Here is a 14598-nt window from a genome sequence, read left to right as displayed (position 1 = left end):
GACAGCTCATCCGCCGCAGATGCGGCACACCAAACCACCAGCACGATCTCCCAACGGGATCCAATTCGGCGTGCCCGAATTGATTTCGATTCGGGGTCAGCAGCTCGATTAGGAACTGCCGACAGGATCCGCTAAAGTTTTGGACGTCGGAACGGCCCAACAGCCGCAAAGACAAACCCGGTTGACCGGGAGTCAGGCCCGAAAGGATCTGATAGAGTCAACATCGCCGGAAAGGGAAACGCGAAAGCGAAAACCTGGAAAGCACCGAGGAAATCGGGACCGGAAACGGTCTGATAGAGTCGGAAACGCAAGACCGAAGGGAAAAGCCCGGAGGAAAGCCCGAGAGGGTGAGTACGAAGGAAGCGTCCGTTCCTTGAGAACTCAACAGCGTGCCAAAAATCAACGCCAGATATGTTGATACCCCGTCCATCACCGCATGGTGGTGGGTGGAGGTTCCTTTGAAAAAGTCCTGCCGGGCGCAAGCACGGCAGGCGCATCAGCGAGGACGCTGTGAACGGCCTTCCTTATTCCGGTTGGTCGTTCCGCTCTCATGATGTGAACCGGATTACCGGTAAACATTCACGGAGAGTTTGATCCTGGCTCAGGACGAACGCTGGCGGCGTGCTTAACACATGCAAGTCGAACGATGAACCACTTCGGTGGGGATTAGTGGCGAACGGGTGAGTAACACGTGGGCAATCTGCCCTTCACTCTGGGACAAGCCCTGGAAACGGGGTCTAATACCGGATGATACTTCTGCAGGCATCTGTGGGGGTTGAAAGCTCCGGCGGTGAAGGATGAGCCCGCGGCCTATCAGCTTGTTGGTGAGGTAGTGGCTCACCAAGGCGACGACGGGTAGCCGGCCTGAGAGGGCGACCGGCCACACTGGGACTGAGACACGGCCCAGACTCCTACGGGAGGCAGCAGTGGGGAATATTGCACAATGGGCGAAAGCCTGATGCAGCGACGCCGCGTGAGGGATGACGGCCTTCGGGTTGTAAACCTCTTTCAGCAGGGAAGAAGCGAAAGTGACGGTACCTGCAGAAGAAGCGCCGGCTAACTACGTGCCAGCAGCCGCGGTAATACGTAGGGCGCAAGCGTTGTCCGGAATTATTGGGCGTAAAGAGCTCGTAGGCGGTCTGTCGCGTCGGATGTGAAAGCCCGGGGCTTAACCCCGGGTCTGCATTCGATACGGGCAGACTAGAGTGTGGTAGGGGAGATCGGAATTCCTGGTGTAGCGGTGAAATGCGCAGATATCAGGAGGAACACCGGTGGCGAAGGCGGATCTCTGGGCCATTACTGACGCTGAGGAGCGAAAGCGTGGGGAGCGAACAGGATTAGATACCCTGGTAGTCCACGCCGTAAACGGTGGGAACTAGGTGTTGGCGACATTCCACGTCGTCGGTGCCGCAGCTAACGCATTAAGTTCCCCGCCTGGGGAGTACGGCCGCAAGGCTAAAACTCAAAGGAATTGACGGGGGCCCGCACAAGCAGCGGAGCATGTGGCTTAATTCGACGCAACGCGAAGAACCTTACCAAGGCTTGACATCGCCCGGAAAGCATCAGAGATGGTGCCCCCCTTGTGGTCGGGTGACAGGTGGTGCATGGCTGTCGTCAGCTCGTGTCGTGAGATGTTGGGTTAAGTCCCGCAACGAGCGCAACCCTTGTTCTGTGTTGCCAGCATGCCCTTCGGGGTGATGGGGACTCACAGGAGACTGCCGGGGTCAACTCGGAGGAAGGTGGGGACGACGTCAAGTCATCATGCCCCTTATGTCTTGGGCTGCACACGTGCTACAATGGCAGGTACAATGAGCTGCGATACCGCAAGGTGGAGCGAATCTCAAAAAGCCTGTCTCAGTTCGGATTGGGGTCTGCAACTCGACCCCATGAAGTCGGAGTTGCTAGTAATCGCAGATCAGCATTGCTGCGGTGAATACGTTCCCGGGCCTTGTACACACCGCCCGTCACGTCACGAAAGTCGGTAACACCCGAAGCCGGTGGCCCAACCCCCTTGTGGGGAGGGAGCTGTCGAAGGTGGGACTGGCGATTGGGACGAAGTCGTAACAAGGTAGCCGTACCGGAAGGTGCGGCTGGATCACCTCCTTTCTAAGGAGCATCTAGGCCGCCAAGCTTGCTTGGTGGTCCAGGGCCATTACGTCGGCATACGTTCGACGGTGGTTGCTCAAGGGTGGAACGTTGATTATTCGGCACACTTGACCTGCTCTGGGTCGCAAGTACTGCTTCGGCGTGGAAAGCGATGAGGAGAGGGAAGAGTGTCGGGCACGCTGTTGGGTGTCTGAGGGTACGGACTTCAAGTCTGGATCTTCAGTGCCGGCCCCAGTGCACTCCGGAGTTTTCCGGGGGTGATGGGTGGTTGGTCGTTGTTTGAGAACTGCACAGTGGACGCGAGCATCTGTGGCCAAGTTTTTAAGGGCGCACGGTGGATGCCTTGGTACCAGGAACCGATGAAGGACGTGGGAGGCCACGATAGTCCCCGGGGAGCCGTCAACCAGGCTTTGATCCGGGGGTTTCCGAATGGGGAAACCCGGCAGTCGTCATGGGCTGTCACCCGCATCTGAACACATAGGGTGTGTGGAGGGAACGCGGGGAAGTGAAACATCTCAGTACCCGCAGGAAGAGAAAACAACCGTGATTCCGGGAGTAGTGGCGAGCGAAACCGGATGAGGCCAAACCGTATGTGTGTGAGACCCGGCAGGGGTTGCGCATGCGGGGTTGTGGGATCTCTCTTTCACAGTCTGCCGGCTGTGAGGCGAGTCAGAAACCGTTGGTGTAGGCGAAGGACATGCGAAAGGTCCGGCGTAGAGGGTAAGACCCCCGTAGTCGAAACATCAACGGCTCGTTTGAGAGACACCCAAGTAGCACGGGGCCCGAGAAATCCCGTGTGAATCTGGCGGGACCACCCGCTAAGCCTAAATATTCCCTGGTGACCGATAGCGGATAGTACCGTGAGGGAATGGTGAAAAGTACCGCGGGAGCGGAGTGAAATAGTACCTGAAACCGTGTGCCTACAAGCCGTGGGAGCGTCGCGCAAGGAACTTGTTCCTTGCGTCGTGACTGCGTGCCTTTTGAAGAATGAGCCTGCGAGTTTGCGGTGTGTTGCGAGGTTAACCCGTGTGGGGAAGCCGTAGCGAAAGCGAGTCCGAATAGGGCGGTATAGTAGCGCGCTCAAGACCCGAAGCGGAGTGATCTAGCCATGGGCAGGTTGAAGCGGCTGTAAGAGGTCGTGGAGGACCGAACCCACCAGGGTTGAAAACCTGGGGGATGACCTGTGGTTAGGGGTGAAAGGCCAATCAAACTCCGTGATAGCTGGTTCTCCCCGAAATGCATTTAGGTGCAGCGTCGTGTGTTTCTTGCCGGAGGTAGAGCACTGGATAGGCGATGGGCCCTACCGGGTTACTGACCTTAGCCAAACTCCGAATGCCGGTAAGTGAGAGCGCGGCAGTGAGACTGTGGGGGATAAGCTCCATGGTCGAGAGGGAAACAGCCCAGAGCATCGACTAAGGCCCCTAAGCGTACGCTAAGTGGGAAAGGATGTGGAGTCGCACAGACAACCAGGAGGTTGGCTTAGAAGCAGCCACCCTTGAAAGAGTGCGTAATAGCTCACTGGTCTAGTGATTCCGCGCCGACAATGTAGCGGGGCTCAAGCGTACCGCCGAAGTCGTGTCATTCATACACATATCCCCAACGGGAGTATGGATGGGTAGGGGAGCGTCGTGTGCCGGGTGAAGCCGCGCCGGAAGGCAGTGGTGGACGGTTCACGAGTGAGAATGCAGGCATGAGTAGCGATACACACGTGAGAAACGTGTGCGCCGATTGACTAAGGGTTCCTGGGTCAAGCTGATCTGCCCAGGGTAAGTCGGGACCTAAGGCGAGGCCGACAGGCGTAGTCGATGGATAACCGGTTGATATTCCGGTACCCGCTGTGAAGCGTCAAACATCGAACCAGGCGATGCTAAGTCCGTGAAGCCGTTCCGGACCCTTCGGGGAATGGAAAGTGGTGGAGCCGACGGACCAGACCTGTAGTAGGTGAGTGATGGGGTGACGCAGGAAGGTAGTCCAGCCCGGGCGGTGGTTGTCCCGGGGTAAGGGTGTAGGACGTGATCCAGGTAAATCCGGTTCACATAAGTCTGAGACCTGATGCCGAGCCGATTGTGGTGAAGTGGATGATCCTATGCTGTCGAGAAAAGCCTCTAGCGAGTTTCATGGCGGCCCGTACCCTAAACCGACTCAGGTGGTCAGGTAGAGAATACCGAGGCGTTCGGGTGAACTATGGTTAAGGAACTCGGCAAAATGCCCCCGTAACTTCGGGAGAAGGGGGGCCATCACTGGTGATCCGATTTACTCGGTGAGCTGGGGGTGGCCGCAGAGACCAGCGAGAAGCGACTGTTTACTAAAAACACAGGTCCGTGCGAAGCCGTAAGGCGATGTATACGGACTGACGCCTGCCCGGTGCTGGAACGTTAAGGGGACCGGTTAGTCAAACTTCGGTTTGGCGAAGCTGAGAACTTAAGCGCCAGTAAACGGCGGTGGTAACTATAACCATCCTAAGGTAGCGAAATTCCTTGTCGGGTAAGTTCCGACCTGCACGAATGGCGTAACGACTTCTCGACTGTCTCAACCATAGGCCCGGTGAAATTGCACTACGAGTAAAGATGCTCGTTTCGCGCAGCAGGACGGAAAGACCCCGGGACCTTTACTATAGTTTGATATTGGTGTTCGGTTCGGCTTGTGTAGGATAGCTGGGAGACTGTGAAGCTTGAGCGCCAGCTCGGGTGGAGTCGTCGTTGAAATACCAGTCTGGTCGTGCTGGATGTCTAACCTGGGTCCGTGATCCGGATCAGGGACAGTGTCTGATGGGTAGTTTAACTGGGGCGGTTGCCTCCTAAAGAGTAACGGAGGCGCCCAAAGGTTCCCTCAGCCTGGTTGGCAATCAGGTGTTGAGTGTAAGTGCACAAGGGAGCTTGACTGTGAGACCGACGGGTCGAGCAGGGACGAAAGTCGGGACTAGTGATCCGGCGGTGGCTTGTGGAAGCGCCGTCGCTCAACGGATAAAAGGTACCCCGGGGATAACAGGCTGATCTTCCCCAAGAGTCCATATCGACGGGATGGTTTGGCACCTCGATGTCGGCTCGTCGCATCCTGGGGCTGGAGTCGGTCCCAAGGGTTGGGCTGTTCGCCCATTAAAGCGGTACGCGAGCTGGGTTTAGAACGTCGTGAGACAGTTCGGTCCCTATCCGCTGTGCGCGTAGGAATATTGAGAAGGGCTGTCCCTAGTACGAGAGGACCGGGACGGACGAACCTCTGGTGTGCCAGTTGTCCTGCCAAGGGCATGGCTGGTTGGCTACGTTCGGGAGGGATAACCGCTGAAAGCATCTAAGCGGGAAGCCTGCTTCGAGATGAGTATTCCCACCAACTTGATTGGTTAAGGCTCCCAGTAGACGACTGGGTTGATAGGCCGGATGTGGAAGCCCTGTAAGGGGTGGAGCTGACCGGTACTAATAGGCCGAGGGCTTGTCCTCAGTTGCTCGCGTCCACTGTGTTGGTTCTGAAACCACGAACAATCCCATACCCGTGTGGCCACGGGGTGTGGTGCCGCAGTTTGAGAGTTTCATAGTGTTTCGGTGGTCATAGCGTGAGGGAAACGCCCGGTTACATTCCGAACCCGGAAGCTAAGCCTTACAGCGCCGATGGTACTGCAGGGGGGACCCTGTGGGAGAGTAGGACGCCGCCGAACAAATATTACGGAAAAGCCCCCGCACTTCGGTGCGGGGGCTTTTTTGCGTTCCGGCGCATGGAGGCGCATTCGGTTTCGTTACCGTGACCCTCATGAATTCTGAGTACCTGATCCGTTCGATAGGCAGTGACGAGTGGCCCGCGGTGAAGGAGCTGGCGCTTGCCGCTCTGCAGGATCCGGTGGCGCATCTGGCTTTTCTGGATACGTACGAGGTCGCGGTGGGGCGGCCCGACAGTTTCTGGCAGGAGCGGGCCGCCGGAGCCGCGGAGGGGGTGCGTGAACGCCAGCAGATCGTCGCCGAGGAGCCCGGTGGGCGGTGGATCGGGTGTGTGGTCGTGCTGGTCGAGGAGGCCGGAGCTGTCGGGGCGCTGGGGGCCGTGAGCCCCGTACGGCAGGGGCATTTGGTGGGTGTGTATGTGCGGCCCGAGGTGCGGGGGATCGGGCTCACCGAGCGGCTGTTCGCGTATGCGCTGCGGTGGGCCTGGGAGGATGCCGGCCTGGAGCGGGTGCGGCTGTTCGTGGACGAGCGGAACGGGCGGGCCGAGTCCTTCTACCGCAAGTTCGGGTTCGTGCCCACGGGGGAGAGCGTTCCGGTACCCGGGGATGTGGATGCGCGGGAGCTGGAGTTCGTGTTCGAGCGGTCCTAGGCGTCGCGGGTCACACCGGGAGGTTCTGGTGGGGCCAGCGGGAGCGGGCCTGTTCCTGGGAACGGAGGAGGGCCAGGGTGGGGAGGCCTCGGTCCGGGGCCGTGCCGTCGGCTGCGGCGAGCAGGTCCGGCAGCTGGGGGAGCGGGGCCACCGCGGCCACGTCGTCCAGGACGAGGGTCAGTGGTGGGTCGAGGCGACCGGAGGATGACCGTTCGGCCATGCGCCGGCCGCGCTCGACCACGCTTGAGGCGAGGGCCGTCAGGAGCGGCATGGCGCCGGGGTTCGACCTTGGGTCCTCGATGGGTTCACCGACCACATAAAGCGTGCCCCCTTCGTTGACGAAGGAATCCAAGGTGAGGCTGTCGGTTCGGTTTGGAGTGCACGCCTCCCGGACGTTGACGGTGAAGAGGGCGGAGAGCGCTCGGGCGGTCAGTTCCTGGGCGATGTCACGGCGTTCCGGGTGCGAGGTGAGGGCCGCTTCGAGTTCGCCCGCGGAGCCCGCTGCCGACTTGGGGTTCGTACGGAGGATGCGTACGGCGTCCTGGACCTGGCTGCCCTGGGCCCAGCGGTGGACGTGGCGAATGGTGCGGCCGTCCACCGCCGCGGCGTGCAGGTAGCTGCGCAGGAGGGTCTCCGCGGTGTCGGCGACCGCCTGGTCGATCTTGGCGGTGGGGCGGACCGGGGCGAGGAGCGCTGCGGCCCGGGCCTGCGCGGTGTCCTTGGTCTCGCAGCCCGCGGAGGGGGACCAGTGGAGGCGGGCCGGGGTGTCGCAGAGGTGGGAGGGGTCGTAGAGGAGGACGGGGCCCAGTTTGGCGCGGGCGTCCTTCGTGCTCGACCAGAGAGTGGGGTCGGAGGTGATGACGAGGGCGGGGCCGTCCGCGTCCCGGATCGCCTGGACGGCGAGGGGGTGGCGGGTCTTGGGCGGGCCCAGCACGACCCCGTGCGGGGCTGATACGGGGCTTTCCCACCCGCCCGCCAGTTCGGCGGTTTCCACAGGGGCCGACTCCAGCGGCGTCGTGACCTGCTCGGCTGCGGACTGTGCCGGTACCTCGTGCACGTCCGGCCGTTCCGCCGCCCGGGCCCGAGGAACCTCGCGTGGTTCGTCCTCGGCCGCCGGCGCCGGCGCCGGTTCCGGTGCCAGGGCAAGCGTTCTGCGTCTCGCTCTGCCCGCTCGCCATCTCGCCACCGTGCCCAGGACGAACACCGTGAGGACGACCAGGATCATCAGCTGGCCGATGAACAGGCCCCAGAAGAGCCCGTATCCGGAGAGCTGGCCGGGTGGGGTGTCGGGCCAGGCGGTCGGCAGGTCGTGGGGGGCCGCGACGAGTTGGCGTATGGCCAGGGGCGTACGGCGGAAGGTGACCTCGGACGGCCAGGAGCCGTGCGAGAAGAGGCCGGCGAGGCCGGTGGCCGTCCAGATCATGACGGTCATGCCGAGGACGAAGGCCAGGAGGCCGAGCAGCAGGCCGTCGGGGACGCCCCCTTGGCCGCCGCCTCGGCCGCCGCCGTGGTGGCGATCGCGATCGCGGTCGTCCGGTCTCATCTCGGGTCGCTCCTATGCGCCACTATCGCCACTAACTCAACTAACGCCGCTTACGGCACTCACGGCACTCACGGCACTCACGGCACTCACGGCACTTACGCCACCGTGGACTCGGACGAGTCGTCGAGATCGCTCAGGTGGTGCTCCATGAACGCCGCCGCCCGTTCCTCGGCCTCCAGCTCGGCGGCGCGCAGGGCGTCGTCCGCGAGGTGGTCGGCCGACGACTCCGTCATGGCGCGGTCGGTGAAGACCAGCGGGCGCTCGGTCTCGGAGATCAGGTGTTTGACGACCTGGACGTTGCCGTTGACGTCCCACACGGCGATGCCCGGGGTCAGGGAGGGGATGATCTCGACCGCCCAGCGGGGCAGGCCGAGGACGCGGCCCGTCATTCTGGCCTCGTCCGCCTTCTGGGCGTAGATCGTCCGGGTCGAGGCCATCTTCAGGATCGCCGCGGCCTCCTTCGCGGCGGCTCCGTCGACGACGTCGGACAGGTGGTGGACGACGGCCACGAAGGACAGACCGAGGCGGCGGCCGAACTTCAGCAGGCGCTGGAAGAGCTGGGCCACGAACGGGCTGTTGATGATGTGCCAGGCCTCTTCGACGAGGAAGATGCGCTTCTTCCGGTCGGGGCGGATCCAGGTGTGCTCCAGCCACACGCCGACGATCGCCATGAGGATGGGCATGGCGATGGAGTTGCGGTCGATGTGGGACAGGTCGAAGACGATGAGCGGGGCGTCGAGGTCGATGCCGACGGTCGTCGGGCCGTCGAACATGCCTCGCAGGTCACCGTCGACCAGGCGGTCGATGACCAGGGCAACGTCGAGGCCCCAGGCGCGTACGTCGTCTATGGCGACGTTCATCGCCTCCGCCGACTCCGGTTCGGGGTGGCGGAGCTGCTCGACGATGTCCGTCAGAACGGGCTGGCGGTCGATGATCGTCTCGTTGACGTACGCGTGCGCGACCTTCAGCGCGAAGCCGGAGCGCTCGTCCAGGCCGTGGCCCATCGCGACCTCGATGATCGTCCGGAGCAGCGCGAGCTGGCCGGTCGTGGTGATCGCCGGGTCGAGCGGGTTGAGCCGGATCCCCATGTCCAGGGCGGCGGTCGGGTCCAGGCGGATGGGGGTCAGTCCCAGCTCCTGGGCGATGAGGTTCCACTCGCCGACCCCGTCCTCGCCCTGTGCGTCGAGGACGACGACCTGGCGGTCCTTGAACCGCAGCTGCCGCATGACGTACGTCTTCTCCAGCGCGGACTTGCCGTTGCCGGACTCGCCGAGGACCAGCCAGTGCGGCGCCGGGAGCTGCTGTCCGTAGAGCTGGAAGGGGTCGTAGATGTAGCCCTTCCCGGAGTAGACCTCGCGGCCGATGATGACGCCGGAGTCGCCGAGGCCGGGGGCCGCGGTCGGCAGGTAGACGGCCTGGGCCTGGCCGGTGGAGGTGCGCACCGGTGGGCGGGTCGTCTCGACCTTGCCGAAGAGGAAGGACGTGAAGCTTTCCGTGAGGACGGACAGCGGGTCCCGCATGTAGTCCTACCTCCGGATGCCGGTCGCGAACGGGAGTGTGTTGACGAAGGCGCGGTGGTGCTCGCGGTCGCACCATTCGAGCTTGAGATACGACTTGCCGGCCGAGGCTCTGATCGTCCGCTTGTCGCGGGCGAGCGCCTCGGGGTTGCGGGACGAGACGGTGATGTACCCGACGAGGTTGACGCCGGCGGCGCCGCTCGCGAGGTCCTGGCCGCGCTGGTCGACGCGGTTGTGGGAGGCGACGTCGCGGGGGTCGACGGTGCGGTTCATCTTGGCCTGGCGGCTGGCCTCGGCGTCGTCGTTGGTTTTTTCGGTCAGCATCCGTTCGATGGCGACCTCGGTGGGTTCGAGGTCCATCGTGACGGCGACCGTGCGGATGACGTCCGGGGTGTGGACCAGCAGCGGGGCGAGGAAGTTGACGCCCACCGGGGTCATCGGCCATTCCTTCACCCAGGCCGTGGAGTGGCACCAGGGGGCGCGAGTGGAGGACTCGCGGGTCTTGGCCTGGAGGTAGGTCGGCTCCATGGCGTCCAGTTCGGCCGGCCAGGCGTTGCGCTTGGTCATGGCCTGGATGTGGTCGATGGGGTGGTCCGGGTCGTACATCGAGTGCACGAGGGAGGAGAGTCTGCCCTGGCCGAGCGGCTGGCGGACCCGGATGTCGGCCTCCTGGAGGCGGGAGCAGATGTCGGTGAGCTCGCGGGCCATGACGACGGCGAGTCCGGAGTCCTTGTCGAGCCTCTTGCCGCCCTTGGGACGGGCGGCGCGGGCCATCGCGTGGGCCTCGGCGGCCAGTTCGCGTGAGTAGTGCATGCAGGCGACGAGGTAGGCGCGGTGCTGTTCGCTGCTGGTCGACACCATGGAGGAGAGCTGCTCGTACGACTCCCGCAGCCAGCCGGGTGCCCGGTCGTCGCCGCGTACGGAGACGTCCTTGGCGTGGGCGTCCGGGTCGGCGGGGAGGGTGCGGGCGAGCATCTGGATGCGGGTGACGAAGCCGTCTCCGTTGGCGACGTGCTTGAGGAGGGTGCCGAAGCGGTCGACGAGGGCTTCCTGGTCCTCGCTGTCGCGCAGGCCGACGCCGGGGCCCTCGATCTCGATGGCGGCGGTGACGGTCTTGCGGTCGGCGTGCAGGAGGACGGCGATCTCGTCCGGGCCGAACGGTGCCGCGAGCCAGGAGATGCGTCCGATGCCCGGGGGCGGGCCGATCTCGACCTCGCGGCCGTCGATGCGCGTGCCCGACTCCATGACGTCGCTGCGGTAGGCGGTGCCGCGGCGCAGGCCGCGCTTGTAACTGCGGTTGATCTCGAACCACTTGTAGAAGGTCCGCCGCTTGTACGGGACGTAGACCGCGGCCAGCGCCAGCATCGGGAAGCCCATGAGCAGCACGATGCGCAGGGAGAGCACGGGGACGATCAGGCCGCACATCATGCCGAGGAACGCGCCCGCGATGATGAGCCCGATCTCGCCGGACTCGCGGTTGCGGCCGACGATCGCGCTCGGCCGGGCGCGGCCGATCAGATATGTACGGCGGGGCGTGACCGGATGGGACGTATGGGCCACGTGGGAATCAGTCGTCAACGCCCTTCACCTCCCGTGCGGTTGCTGCTGTTGCTGTTGTTTCGATTGTTCCCGGCGTGGGGGGTGTTGATCGGGCTGGAGCGGGGTGGGGGTGCGGAGGGGACTGCTCCACCGCCGCCCGATCCCGCGCCGCGTGTGCTGTGGGCCGCGACGCCGCCGGAGACGGGGTTCGAGGGGCGGGCGCCGGCGTTGCCGCCGCCTCCGCCTCCGCCGTTGTTGTCGGCTCGGGTGCTGTGGGTCTTGATGCCCTGGGCGACGAGGTGGGCGGGCGAGCTGATGGCCGCCGCGGCCTTGCCCTCGGCGCCCTGCATGATGCGGTTGTTGCGGCCGCCCGCGATCTCGTCGCCGAAGCCGGGGACGAAGCGGTAGATCATCGCGCTGGCGAAGATGGCGAGCAGGATGATCGCGAGGCCGGAGACGACGGCGGAGAAGGAGTCCGGGCCGTCCTCCGCGGAGAGGGCTCCGGCGAGGCCGAGCACGATCACGATGACGGGTTTGACGAGAATGACGGCGATCATGATGCCGGCCCAGCGGCGGACGTGGCCCCAGAGGTTCTTGTCGACGAGTCCGGCGTAGACGACGGTGCCGAGGAGCGCGCCCACGTAGAGGAGGGCGGCGCGGATCACCAGTTCGAGCCAGAGGACGCCGGCGGCGAGGATCGACACGAGGGAGACCACGATCAGCATGATCGGGCCGCCGCCGATGTCGGTGCCCTTGTTCAGGGCGCCGGAGAAGTTGCCGAAGAACGTGTCGGTCTGATTGCCGGTCGTCTTGGCGAGGACCTCGGCGATGCCGTCGGTCGCCGAGACGACGGTGTAGAGGACGAGGGGGGTGAAGGCGGAGGCGAGCACGGTCAGCCAGAGGAAGCCGATGGCTTCGCCGATGGCCGTGCTGAGGGGGACGCCTCGCACGGCGCGCTTGGCCACCGCGAGCAGCCACAGGAGGAGGGTGAGGATGGTCGACGCGGCGAAGACGACTGCGTACTGCTGGAGGAACGTGGGGTTCGTGAAGTCGACGGTCGCCGTGTTCTGGACGGCGTCGCTGAGCTTGTCGATGGTCCAGGAGGCGGCTTTCGCGCAGCCCTTGGCGAGGGAGGCGAGGGGGTCGAGGGCGGTGGTGGGGTCGTCTAGGGAGGGGGCGTTGCGGTTGTTACTGCCCTGTTCGCAGTAGTCCCTGGCCTGACCTGAAATCTGTGAGCAGTAATCTTCCGAAGGGCTCGGTGTCGGCGTCGGAGCCGCGTGGGCCCGCGAAGCCAGCAGAACAACCGTGGCCTGCACGGCTGCTACGACGCTGGTGAACCTGAGCACGCGCTGCGGGTTACCGGCCATAAGTGAACCCTCCGAACTCCTCGACCGCCTTGCCGATCTCGTCGGACCCGGAGACGGGGTTGTCACCGTTGACGGGGGTGGGACCGGTCTTCTGGCTGGTGTCCCGGACCTTCCAGTCGTCGTCGGCCCACTTCAACTTCACGGTCAAGGTGAACCAGCCGCTGGTCACGGGTTTGGTGGATGCCTCTCCGGTCAGACCGAAGAGGCTGTTGCACCAGACTTCGACGGTGGCCGACCCGCCGCCGCTGGACGTGACCTTGGTGCCCACCGGCAGGGTGCGGTTGACGAAGGTGCTGCCGGCGGGTGTGCCGCCGTCCTCGTCGAGACCGATCTTCTTCAGGAGCCCCGCTGAGTAGTCCGCGTCGAGATCGGACCGGAGTCGGTCGAGCGAGCCAGGGTCGGCGATCGTCTGCAGGATCTCGTGCCGCTTGGCGGTGTTGAACATGGCGTCGGAACCCAGCGCCACCGAGTAGTTCGCTGCCGCGCTCTGGGCGCCGTGGTCGTCCTGGGTGTACCCGGTCGGGATGCCGCCCGTTTTGGACTTCACCGGGTGTTCGCCGGAGGGGGACGTGGGGGTCGTGCCCGATTTGGCGGTGCCGCCGTTGTCCGGGGAGTCGCGGTTTCCGTCGCCTCGGTTCGCGAAGGCGATGGCGGCGATCAGGAGGACCACGACGCCCACCACCGTGACGAGGCTGCGGGAGGACGAACGGCCGCCGCGTCGTGCCCCTCCGTAGACGTCACCCGCACTGTCGGGGAGCCGTGTGCGTGTCTGGCCGGTACCTCCGTACCCGCCGTCCTCGCCACGCGCTCCGTGTTCGTCGCCGAGATTCATGCCGCGTACGCCCCTTCGACCTCATGCGGAACGTCGTCGTACGACGGTGGCCCCGCTGGTTCCCGCGTGGGCGCGGTGTGGTGACTGGACATCAGGAGACGCAACCTCAGCCGGTGGGCACGACGGACGGGTGGGGTAGAGGAGTGAAGGTGCGGGACCGGCCGGGCGCGGGGGCACCTGGCCGGCGGCCGCCTAGACGGCCATGCCGTACACGATCGTGAAGAGCGTGCCCAGTGAGCCGATGATGAAGACCCCGGTGAGACCCGCGATGATCAGACCCTTGCCCTGTTCCGCGCTGAAGGTGTCGCGGAGGGCGGTCGCGCCGATACGTTGTTTCGCCGCTCCCCAGATCGCGATGCCGAGGCACAGCAGGATGGCGACCGCCATCACGACCTCGATCATCACGCGGGCTTCGTTGCCCAGGGTGCCGAACGGGCCCCAGTCCGGAGCGATTCCGCCGATGATCGTGTTGATGTCGCCCTTTTCGGCTGCGAAAAGCATGTAAGTCACCGCCCCTAGTGGGTTGTTCTGCCTCCTCTGCCACTCTGCGCAGAGGTCACGGCTATTGTCGCTGACAATGATGCGGTCGCATGTCGACTTGGCGTCATTGATTGGCGGTTTTCGTGCGAATCCCTTGTCACCGGTGCTCGCGGGACCCCTCAGGGGGGCGCAGGCCGGTTTGGCGGGGGATGCATCGTCACTCTGTGTATCACGGCAGGTCACGCCGGGCAACGAAGTCGTGCGAAACCTGTGGTGTGGTTCCGTCGTTAGCTTCTCTTGCGTGAGCGCCAACTGATAGTGGCCGATTCCGCCCGGCCATCGAGCCCGACTCCGTCCCGAGTGCGCCGGTCCGTCGTGCCGATGTCCTCCGGGCCGTGCGTCTTCTGGTGTGTAGACGCCACCCGTTCTGTCGTGGTGCAGGTTATCCCGGACGGGGGGGCGGGTGTGCCGGGGCGAACGGGCGCTGAGCGGGTACCCCCACTTCCTATCGCCTTGCGCTTATATAAGCTTTCGGTGATACGTTCGCCGGGTGCACGCATTCGACGTACTCGGTGACCCCGTTCGCCGGCGGATCCTGGAGCTGCTCGCGGAGGGCGAGATGAGTTCCGGGGCGGTGAGCGAGGTCGTGCGGGAGGAGTTCGGGATATCGCAGCCCGGTGTCTCGCAGCACCTCAAGGTCCTGCGGGAGAACGGCTTCGCCACGGTCCGGCCGGAGGGGGCCCGGCGGTTGTACGCCGTGAACTCCGACCCCCTGCGGGACGTCGACGCCTGGCTGGACCGCTTCCGGCGGTTCTGGACGCCCCGTCTCGACGCCCTGTCCACCGAGGTGGCCCGGGGCAAGCGCGAACGCCGGCTCCGTGAGCGGCCCGGCGACAGCGATTCCCCGTAGCCGTCCCC

General features: G+C 64.4%; 8 protein-coding genes and 3 rRNA genes. 5 read left to right on the top strand and 6 right to left on the bottom strand.

Annotated elements, in window-relative coordinates; translation table 11 throughout:
* Positions 1 to 578: 578 nt before the first annotated feature.
* From K3769_RS21310 to K3769_RS21295, 4 genes are all read left to right on the top strand, one after another.
* Positions 579 to 2106: ribosomal RNA gene (locus K3769_RS21310) — 16S ribosomal RNA — on the top strand.
* Between the two features lie 311 nt (positions 2107 to 2417).
* Positions 2418 to 5540, top strand: a 23S ribosomal RNA gene (locus K3769_RS21305).
* A 98-nt stretch (positions 5541 to 5638) separates the two neighbouring features.
* A 5S ribosomal RNA gene (gene rrf / locus K3769_RS21300) occupies positions 5639 to 5755 on the top strand.
* Together the 16S, 23S and 5S rRNA genes form the textbook arrangement of a ribosomal RNA operon.
* A 92-nt stretch (positions 5756 to 5847) precedes the next feature.
* Positions 5848 to 6402 carry a GNAT family N-acetyltransferase gene (locus tag K3769_RS21295; protein ID WP_267027987.1) on the top strand — a complete coding sequence of 185 codons (555 nt, stop codon included), beginning with the start codon at positions 5848 to 5850 and terminating at the stop codon, positions 6400 to 6402.
* A 10-nt stretch (positions 6403 to 6412) separates the two neighbouring features.
* Here the strand turns inward: K3769_RS21295 and K3769_RS21290 are convergent, their stop codons facing one another.
* The 6 genes from K3769_RS21290 to K3769_RS21265 all read right to left on the bottom strand — a co-directional run bounded on the left by K3769_RS21290 (position 6413) and on the right by K3769_RS21265 (position 13701).
* Positions 6413 to 7945, bottom strand: a complete 1533-nt coding sequence (locus K3769_RS21290) for a P-loop NTPase family protein (RefSeq protein WP_267027986.1) — start codon at positions 7943 to 7945, stop codon at positions 6413 to 6415.
* Positions 7946 to 8040: 95 nt separating this feature from the next.
* Positions 8041 to 9465 carry an ATP-binding protein gene (locus K3769_RS21285; RefSeq protein WP_210881261.1) on the bottom strand — a complete coding sequence of 475 codons (1425 nt, stop codon included), beginning with the start codon at positions 9463 to 9465 and terminating at the stop codon, positions 8041 to 8043.
* Positions 9466 to 9471: 6 nt separating this feature from the next.
* On the bottom strand, positions 9472 to 11022 hold the full coding sequence (locus tag K3769_RS21280; RefSeq protein WP_372515159.1) for an SCO6880 family protein: 1551 nt from the start codon (positions 11020 to 11022) through the stop codon (positions 9472 to 9474).
* Positions 11023 to 11036: 14 nt separating this feature from the next.
* The gene (locus K3769_RS21275) at positions 11037 to 12368 is read right to left on the bottom strand and encodes a hypothetical protein (protein WP_267027984.1); all 1332 of its coding nucleotides are present in this window, start codon (positions 12366 to 12368) and stop codon (positions 11037 to 11039) included.
* Positions 12358 to 13200 (bottom strand): hypothetical protein, encoded by an 843-nt coding sequence (locus K3769_RS21270; RefSeq protein WP_267027983.1) that lies wholly within the window; start codon positions 13198 to 13200, stop codon positions 12358 to 12360. The genes K3769_RS21275 and K3769_RS21270 overlap by 11 nt, the downstream gene beginning before the upstream one ends.
* Before the next feature lie 192 nt (positions 13201 to 13392).
* Positions 13393 to 13701, bottom strand: a complete 309-nt coding sequence (locus tag K3769_RS21265) for a DUF8827 family protein (protein WP_107015212.1) — start codon at positions 13699 to 13701, stop codon at positions 13393 to 13395.
* A 529-nt stretch (positions 13702 to 14230) separates the two neighbouring features.
* On the opposite strand from K3769_RS21265, the gene K3769_RS21260 reads away from it, so the two are divergent.
* Positions 14231 to 14590: an ArsR/SmtB family transcription factor gene (locus K3769_RS21260; protein WP_267027982.1), complete on the top strand. Its 360-nt coding sequence runs from the start codon at positions 14231 to 14233 to the stop codon at positions 14588 to 14590.
* Positions 14591 to 14598: the final 8 nt, after the last annotated feature.

This window comes from Streptomyces ortus (genome assembly GCF_026341275.1).
GTDB lineage: Bacteria > Actinomycetota > Actinomycetes > Streptomycetales > Streptomycetaceae > Streptomyces > Streptomyces ortus.
The sequence above is the reverse complement of the archived record's forward strand: the minus strand, read 5'-3'. Positions and strand labels throughout refer to the sequence as shown.

Coding starts and splice junctions, on each gene's coding strand:
- K3769_RS21295 (WP_267027987.1), top strand. CDS start 5,848: ATGAATTCTGAGTACCTGATCCGTTCGATAGGCAGTGACGAGTGGCCC.
- K3769_RS21290 (WP_267027986.1), bottom strand. CDS start 7,945: ATGAGACCGGACGACCGCGATCGCGATCGCCACCACGGCGGCGGCCGA.
- K3769_RS21285 (WP_210881261.1), bottom strand. CDS start 9,465: ATGCGGGACCCGCTGTCCGTCCTCACGGAAAGCTTCACGTCCTTCCTC.
- K3769_RS21275 (WP_267027984.1), bottom strand. CDS start 12,368: ATGGCCGGTAACCCGCAGCGCGTGCTCAGGTTCACCAGCGTCGTAGCA.
- K3769_RS21270 (WP_267027983.1), bottom strand. CDS start 13,200: ATGAATCTCGGCGACGAACACGGAGCGCGTGGCGAGGACGGCGGGTAC.
- K3769_RS21265 (WP_107015212.1), bottom strand. CDS start 13,701: ATGCTTTTCGCAGCCGAAAAGGGCGACATCAACACGATCATCGGCGGA.